This is a genomic window from Nonomuraea insulae, from assembly GCF_042656245.1.
The window spans coordinates 178,745-185,153 of sequence record NZ_JBHSPA010000112.1 but is presented as its reverse complement, the minus strand read 5'-3'; the positions used below and the strand labels follow the sequence as shown (position 1 = coordinate 185,153).

The 6,409-nt window shown below is 69.8% G+C and carries 8 protein-coding genes; 3 read left to right on the top strand and 5 right to left on the bottom strand.

The window, feature by feature from the left end; translation table 11 throughout:
- The 3 genes from ACFPZ3_RS62890 to ACFPZ3_RS62880 form a co-directional block, all read right to left on the bottom strand.
- On the bottom strand, positions 1 to 2,017 hold a 2,017-nt coding region (locus ACFPZ3_RS62890), incomplete at its 3' end, for a WGR domain-containing protein (protein ID WP_379523975.1).
- Between the two features lie 530 nt (positions 2,018 to 2,547).
- Complete coding sequence (locus tag ACFPZ3_RS62885) at positions 2,548 to 2,775, bottom strand: PNPOx family protein (RefSeq protein ID WP_379523974.1); 228 nt, start codon at positions 2,773 to 2,775, stop codon at positions 2,548 to 2,550.
- Between the two features lie 64 nt (positions 2,776 to 2,839).
- Positions 2,840 to 3,268 carry a MarR family winged helix-turn-helix transcriptional regulator gene (locus ACFPZ3_RS62880; RefSeq protein WP_379523973.1) on the bottom strand — a complete coding sequence of 143 codons (429 nt, stop codon included), beginning with the start codon at positions 3,266 to 3,268 and terminating at the stop codon, positions 2,840 to 2,842.
- A 207-nt stretch (positions 3,269 to 3,475) separates the two neighbouring features.
- On the opposite strand from ACFPZ3_RS62880, the gene ACFPZ3_RS62875 reads away from it, so the two are divergent.
- Positions 3,476 to 4,012: an EF-hand domain-containing protein gene (locus ACFPZ3_RS62875; protein ID WP_379523972.1), complete on the top strand. Its 537-nt coding sequence runs from the start codon at positions 3,476 to 3,478 to the stop codon at positions 4,010 to 4,012.
- A 72-nt stretch (positions 4,013 to 4,084) separates the two neighbouring features.
- Here the strand turns inward: ACFPZ3_RS62875 and ACFPZ3_RS62870 are convergent, their stop codons facing one another.
- Both ACFPZ3_RS62870 and ACFPZ3_RS62865 read right to left on the bottom strand, forming a co-directional pair.
- Entirely contained in the window at positions 4,085 to 4,429 is a 345-nt protein-coding gene (locus ACFPZ3_RS62870; RefSeq protein ID WP_379523971.1) for an ester cyclase, read from the bottom strand.
- Positions 4,426 to 4,863, bottom strand: a complete 438-nt coding sequence (locus ACFPZ3_RS62865; RefSeq protein ID WP_379523970.1) for a MarR family winged helix-turn-helix transcriptional regulator — start codon at positions 4,861 to 4,863, stop codon at positions 4,426 to 4,428. Before ACFPZ3_RS62865 ends, ACFPZ3_RS62870 begins: the two co-directional genes overlap by 4 nt.
- Before the next feature lie 214 nt (positions 4,864 to 5,077).
- On the opposite strand from ACFPZ3_RS62865, the gene ACFPZ3_RS62860 reads away from it, so the two are divergent.
- On the top strand, positions 5,078 to 5,455 hold the full coding sequence (locus ACFPZ3_RS62860) for an MFS transporter (protein WP_379523969.1): 378 nt from the start codon (positions 5,078 to 5,080) through the stop codon (positions 5,453 to 5,455).
- Positions 5,456 to 5,556: 101 nt separating this feature from the next.
- Positions 5,557 to 6,354 (top strand): SAM-dependent methyltransferase, encoded by a 798-nt coding sequence (locus ACFPZ3_RS62855; RefSeq protein WP_379523968.1) that lies wholly within the window; start codon positions 5,557 to 5,559, stop codon positions 6,352 to 6,354.
- The last annotated feature ends 55 nt before the right edge of the window (positions 6,355 to 6,409 follow it).

The following is a 6,409-nucleotide window of genomic DNA, read 5'->3' as shown; positions in this document are numbered from 1 at the left end:
CGTCGCGGCCGCCGCCCGCGACCAGCGACGCCAGCGCCCGCTCGGCCTGTCGCCGGGCCGGGCCCGGCGTGCCCAGAGCCGGGGGGATCAGCGCCCTGGCAGCCGCCTCGGGGTGGCGGTCCAGCCACGCCAGCGCGGTGGCGCGCACCGACTTCAGCCGGGACAACCACTCGGCCATCAGCACCGCGACCTCCGGTCCCGCGAACGGGAGCAGCGCCGGAGCGATGGCGCCGGGGTTGCGCCGGGCGCAGTCCAGCGCCAGGGGCAGCGCTGCCACCTCGAACCTGGCGACCACCTTCGGCAACCACTCCGAGGCTCCCCAATGGTCAGCCGGGCGCCATTTACCGATCAGCGGTCGGGCCAGTTCCTCCGGCCCGGAGACGAACAGGACGGCCTCGTCGTACCAGTCGCCGTGCCGGCCACCGGCGATCTGGCCGGCGATCTTCCGCCAGTTCTGGTGCCGGGCCCGATCCCACGAGTCGTAGCCCGGCCGGGCGGAACGCCCGTTGTCCCGCTCGCCAGGACCCCACACCACGGCCGGCTCATCGGCGCACACCAGGTCACTCACCACGACCGGCTCGCGGGGCTTGCGCGGGCGGGTCCACGGCGGGCTGACCAGCACCTCGGGCAATGACTCCGGCGGAGCGGCAGGGACGGTCTCAGCGGTCGCGATCTTGTTGATCCGCTCGGCGGCGGCATCGTCGGCACTCGCGAGCACCTCGGCCACCAGGCCGGGATGGGCGAGCACGTGGGCGCGCAGCAGCAGGTCTGCGACCTTGCCGCCGGAGGCGGCCAGCAGCCGCATCGCCCGGCGCGGGAAGCGGGCCGCCGCGCGCAGGAAGGCCGGCTGCGTGTACTTCTGCTCGATCCGGTCGAGGAGCGCCCACATCGCCGCGTCGGTCGGCAGTTCGGCGAGCAGGCCCAGCAGCCGCTGGTGGCTTTCCGCGTGGTAGAACCCGTCGAACCAGCCGGCCAGCACCGGCACGGCCTCCGCACCCATGCCGTCGACGAGCGTGGCGGGCAGTGCGAGGGAATGGGTGATGGAGTAGGCCTCCATGTGGCGCGCGATGAGCGCCGCCTGCTCCGGGGTGCTGATCGCGGCGACCAGGCCGAAGGCGAGCTGCGGATTGACATGGCTCACTTCGGCGCAGTCGGCCGTAACCCAGTCGGCCTCCGTCGGCGCCAGGTAGGAGGCCACCACCCGATGGTGGAGCCCGCCCGCACGGCTCACCGCCAGCGCCGCGACGACCTCGGCATACTCGGCATCCGGCGCGGTCGCGAGGACGGCACGGACCCGCGTGACGGGCTCCATCTGGTTCCACCCGAACCAATGTCTGGGGGATTGCCCGGAAGCCAGCCGCCGGACCGGCCGTGTCTGCTCGTCGGCATCGAAATCCAGCGAGGCCAGCTCGGCCATGGCCACCGCCGCGAACGCCAGGCCGCGTTCGACCATCCAGCCTTCGGCGAACAGGGGCAGCCACTTCCGATCGTCCCATGACAGGTACGCGGCCACCACCTCGGCGACCACCGCGGCGCCCAGCGGCGTGGCGGTGGGCTCCCCGGCCAGGTAGGAAGCGCCCGCGGAGGCGAGCTCCGGGTCCTGACACCTCGCCAGCGACTCGACGATCCGCTTCCGATGCTCCTCCAGCCTCGCGGCGAGCTCCTTGGGCGCGGCCGCGGCCGGCCGCCGCACGGTGACCTTCGCTCCACCCCGCCGCGGATGAAGAACGCGCAGCCACGCGGCCGGCATCGTCAGCCGGTCCTCATCCGCGGCGCTGTCGATCGCCGCCGGGGAGTGCACCGCCTCGTCTTCCGTGTAGCCCTTGCGTAACTTCTCCGCCACCAGCTTGCCGGCCGCCTCCGCGGCGGCGGCGGCGGAGCCGAACGACTTGACCTGTTCCCGGCCGGCCGCGCCAAGCCGCCCATGCCTGATGTTCAGCTCCGCACCGTCCTGACGCACTTCCCAGAACTTCTCCGAACCGCCGCCGACATAGGTCAGCATCCGACCTGCGCTCATGCCAGAACCTCCACGCTGTATTCGATGAGGAACTCGTCGTCCAGGCGACGGAATGACCGCGACACCCTCTTGATCGCCAGCGCCGAGTATTGCGCGCCGGACCGACAAACTCGCGCTCACGGAATCACGCCTCCACGGTTCGTGAACCTGATCGGCTTCCCGCCCGACTGTGCGGGTGATGGGACGGCGAGAAGGAGGAAGCGTGAACGGGTGGACCGGTTGTCCGGGGGGCAGCGCACCCTGGTCGCGCTCGCCCTGGCCGTCGGCAAGCGCGCCGGCCTGGTGGTGCTGGACCGGCACCCACAAGCTCGCCTGGACCCAGAGCCTGCCCCGGGGCCGCTGGCTCGCCGTCACCCTGTATCGCCTGCCTGGCCATACGGCGCCGGGCCTGACCCGAAAGGGACCTGATGGCACACAACCCGAAGCTCATCCGCCGCCGATTCGGCAGAAGGACCCTGGTCGTGGTGGTCCTGCTCGTCGTCGCGACACTCGCCACCGGCATGGTCCTGCTGCTGGCCTGAGGACAGCTGTCAGAGGATGCCGACGGCGCGGCCGTCGGGCTCGGCCGGGTCGATGTGCCAGCTCATGATGCGTTCGGGATGGATGCGGATGATGTCGGGACCGGTGAAGCCCGGTGAGCCGGGCGGGTCGTCCACGGTGAGGGTCTCCGCGAGGCCGCGGATCTCCACGCCTCGCCCCATGCCCGGCTTGATCGCTTCCGGCCCGCCCGGCGTCATGTCGTCGACGACGAAGCTCACCCGCGCTCGGCATCGTTGAAATTCGTCATCCTGCGCCTTCTTCTGTGTGGTCTCTGTTCGGGGGCTACATCTCGTCGAAGATCCCGGCCACCTTGCCCAGGACCCGGGCCGTGGCCCGCAGGTCCTCGGGCGGGACGTCGGACATCGCTTGCTGCCAGCGATTCCTCCAGCGTCGGCGGGCCTCGGCCACGACCTGGCGGCCCTGATCGGTAAGCGTGATCTGGGTGGCGCGCCGGTCGGTGCTGCTGCGCTCGCGCCTGATCACGCCCCGATGCTCGAGTACGTCGAGCATGCCGGTCATGGTCGCCGGGGTGACGTCGGCGAAGTCGGCCAGTTGCCGCGCTGTGGCCTGCCCGACGTCGGCCAGGCCGTCCAGGGCCCGCAGCTGGGTTCCTGACAGGTCGCCGGCGCTCTGCTCCCGGCCGCGTTTGCGCCGGAACGCGGTGAAGAGCTCGTCGACCGCCTGCTCCACCCGCTCAACCTCTGTGCCCATGCTTCGCACCCTAACAGTATGGAAGCATAATATATGGAACCTAATCATCTGCCGGCGAGATCGTGCGATGCGTCACCGTATCCCCGTTTCGTCGCCGCGTACGGCCTCGACCAGGGCTGCTTTATTTACTTGGAGCGATTTGATGACTACATGGAGCATGCATACCATGGCCGCGGGCCTCTGCCCGAACCTGACAGGAGGCATGACATGTGCGAGGACGCCGCGTTCCATCTGGCCCGCCTGCAGGCCCGCTTCTCCCTCCTGGATGCCGCCAAGACCGGCCATCTGCGACCCGAGGACTTCGACCGGCTGGCCGAACGGGTGTCCAACGCCCTCGGGGTGGAGCACGACTCGGACAAGGCCCGTGCTCTGGTCGACGGCTGCCGTACGTACTGGAAGGGACTCGCCGACACCTCCGGCAGCGAGCAGGACAGCGTCGTCACCTTCGAGCAGTTCGCGGCGGCCGCCCCGGATGCCGACCATTTCGACGTCTACGGCCAGCCCTATGCCAACGCCTTGGCCGCCCTGGCGGACCGTGACGACGACGGGTTCATCGAGCCCGCCGACTTCCTCGCCTGCCTGACGGCGATCGGCTTCGGCCTGCCACAGGTCAAGCAGCTCTTCGCCAGATTGTCCCGCAACGGCCGGATCGCCACCGGCGACTGGCAAACAGCGATCAAGGACTACTACGTCAACGCCTCCGCCGACACCCCCGGGCAACTCCTGACACCGCGAACCATCTGAGCCTGGACCTCACAGGCCAGAAAGATCATTACCGCCACCGAAGCCACCGCGGCCATGCGTGAACCCGCTGTCTCACGAGTCCCGCCGCAGCGAGGACAGGCCCCACAGTTCGGCGATGCGGCCGTCGCGCACCCGGAAGATCTCCAGCATGGTGGGTGGCTCCCCGCCGGCGACACCGCGCACGCTGGTGCGGACAGCGGCCGTGTCCCCCTCGACGATCATGTCCTCGACGACGACCTGGACATCGGGGAAGGCCTCATGGAACCGTCGCCAGGACCGGGTGACGCTTTCCGGCCCGGTGGTCCCCATGGGGTGGCTGTAGAAGTCGGCGGTGAAGATCTCCTCCGCGGCGGCGTGGTCGCGGGCGTTGAACGCCGCGTACATGCGCCGGGCGGCCGCCCGTACGTCGTCCGTCATCGACTCTCCTGATCGGTCACGTTCGCGCGGACGCGCCGGAGGACGCGCAGCACGATCTCCTGCTCTTGTGCGGTGACGCCGCCGAGCAGCCGCTCCTGGTACGCCTGGTGCGATCGCTCCAGGTCCGCCGCCACCCGCTCACCCGCAGGGGTCAGCGCGGCCAGGGTGTAGCGGTTGTCCGCCGGGTCGAGGCGACGGCCGACCAGCCCTTCGGCCTCGAACTCCTTGACCAGCCGGGTGACGCTCGCACCGTCGATGCCCAGCGTCCGGCGCAGGTCGCTGTGGCTGGTCTCACCGTCGCGCCACAGCCGGACGAGCACTTGCACTCGATGCGGGCTCATGCCCACATGCCGGGCGAACGCCTGCCGCAACTCGGCGCAGGCACCGCCGAGCTCACGGAAGAACGTGTCCTCAGCCGTCTCTTCACGCACCATCTCTTTATAGCGTCAACTCTTGACGACGTCAAGAGAAGGCCGGGACAGGCTCAGGAGGGCTGGTGGGCGCGGATGATCAGGTCGGTGGTCTGGCGAGCGATCTCGTGTTCGCCTGGCGGCTGCTGCCCGCCGACCAGCGCCGCGACCACGACACCCGCGTCGACCTGACCGGCCTGACCCTGCTCACGCTCGGACTGGCCACACCCTCACCGGCATGGCTCTCGCCGCCGTGGGCCTGTTGCCGTACGCCTTCGTTGATCGGGACATCAACCAAGCCCTGCTCATCGGAGCGCTGTTCATCACCGGCCTCGGGCAGGGCGCGGTGACCCTGCCCGCGTTCAGCGCCACCTACCGTGGCCTGACCCGCGCGCAGATGACCCCCGCCACCAGCGCCAACCGCATCCTGCAACAACTCGGGGGCGTGTTCGGCACCGTCGCCCTCGCCCTCGTCCTCAACGCGGCCACCGCCGGCCATTCACCGGCCACCGCGTTCGCCCATACGTTCATGTGGCCCTCGCGGCCACGGCCATACCCGCCCTCGCGCTACCTCCCCGTCCCGCGTACTCCAGGTAATCGCCATCAGCAGTCGTGACCCCGGCCGCTGCCGACCCGGCTCCCGGGAGGCCGTCGGCCGGGGCGCGGGGCGCGGCTCACCTCGAACGGTCACGGCCGGGCGTAAGGGTTGTTAACGTCATGACCATGGACCACGATATGAAACCCCCCGCCGGGGTCAATCCGAATATTCCAAGTATCGCTCGCGTCTATGACTATTGGCTGGGCGGCAAGGACAACTTCGCGGCCGACCGGGAGATGGGCGACCGGGTCAAGGCTGTTGTGCCCGAAATGCCGGTAATGGCGTATCACAACCGGTTGTTCCTTCGCCGGGCGGTGCAGTACCTGGCCGGTGAAGCAGGCGTTGGGCGGTTCCTGGACTTGGGAGCGGGGCTGCCGACGATGGAGAACATCCACGAGGTGGCGCAGAAGGCGCATCCGGAGGCCCAGGTCGTCTACGTCGACAACGACCCGGTCGCGCTGACGCACGCGCGGGCGCTGCTGGCCACGACCGGCAACACCCACGTGGTGGACGGCGACATGTACCAGCCGGAGCAGATTCTGGCGGAGGCGGAATCCCTGATGGGCCTTGATCAGCCCATCGCGGTGATGATGCTGGCGATGCTGCACTTCCTGCCGGACGAGGACGCCTACCGGGTCGTCCGCACGGTCATGGACGCGATGCCGCCGGGGTCGTATCTGGTCATCAGTCACATCGGCGACAGCCCGCAACTGCGGAAGGCGGCGAGCTTCTACAGCGCCTCCGGGACCGGGGCGGTGCTTCGCTCACCCGAGCAGATCGCCAAGTTCCTGGACGGGCTGGAACTGGTGCCCCCGGGAGTGGTGCCGTTGCCGGAGTGGCGTCCGGACGAGTCGGTTCCCGCACTGGATCGTATGACGGGGATGGCGGCGATCTGCGGGGTGGGGCGAAAGCTCTGACGCGCCATGCCGGGTCTGCCGGCTCGGCTGCGCGGCGCGCGACCGCCGCGTCGTC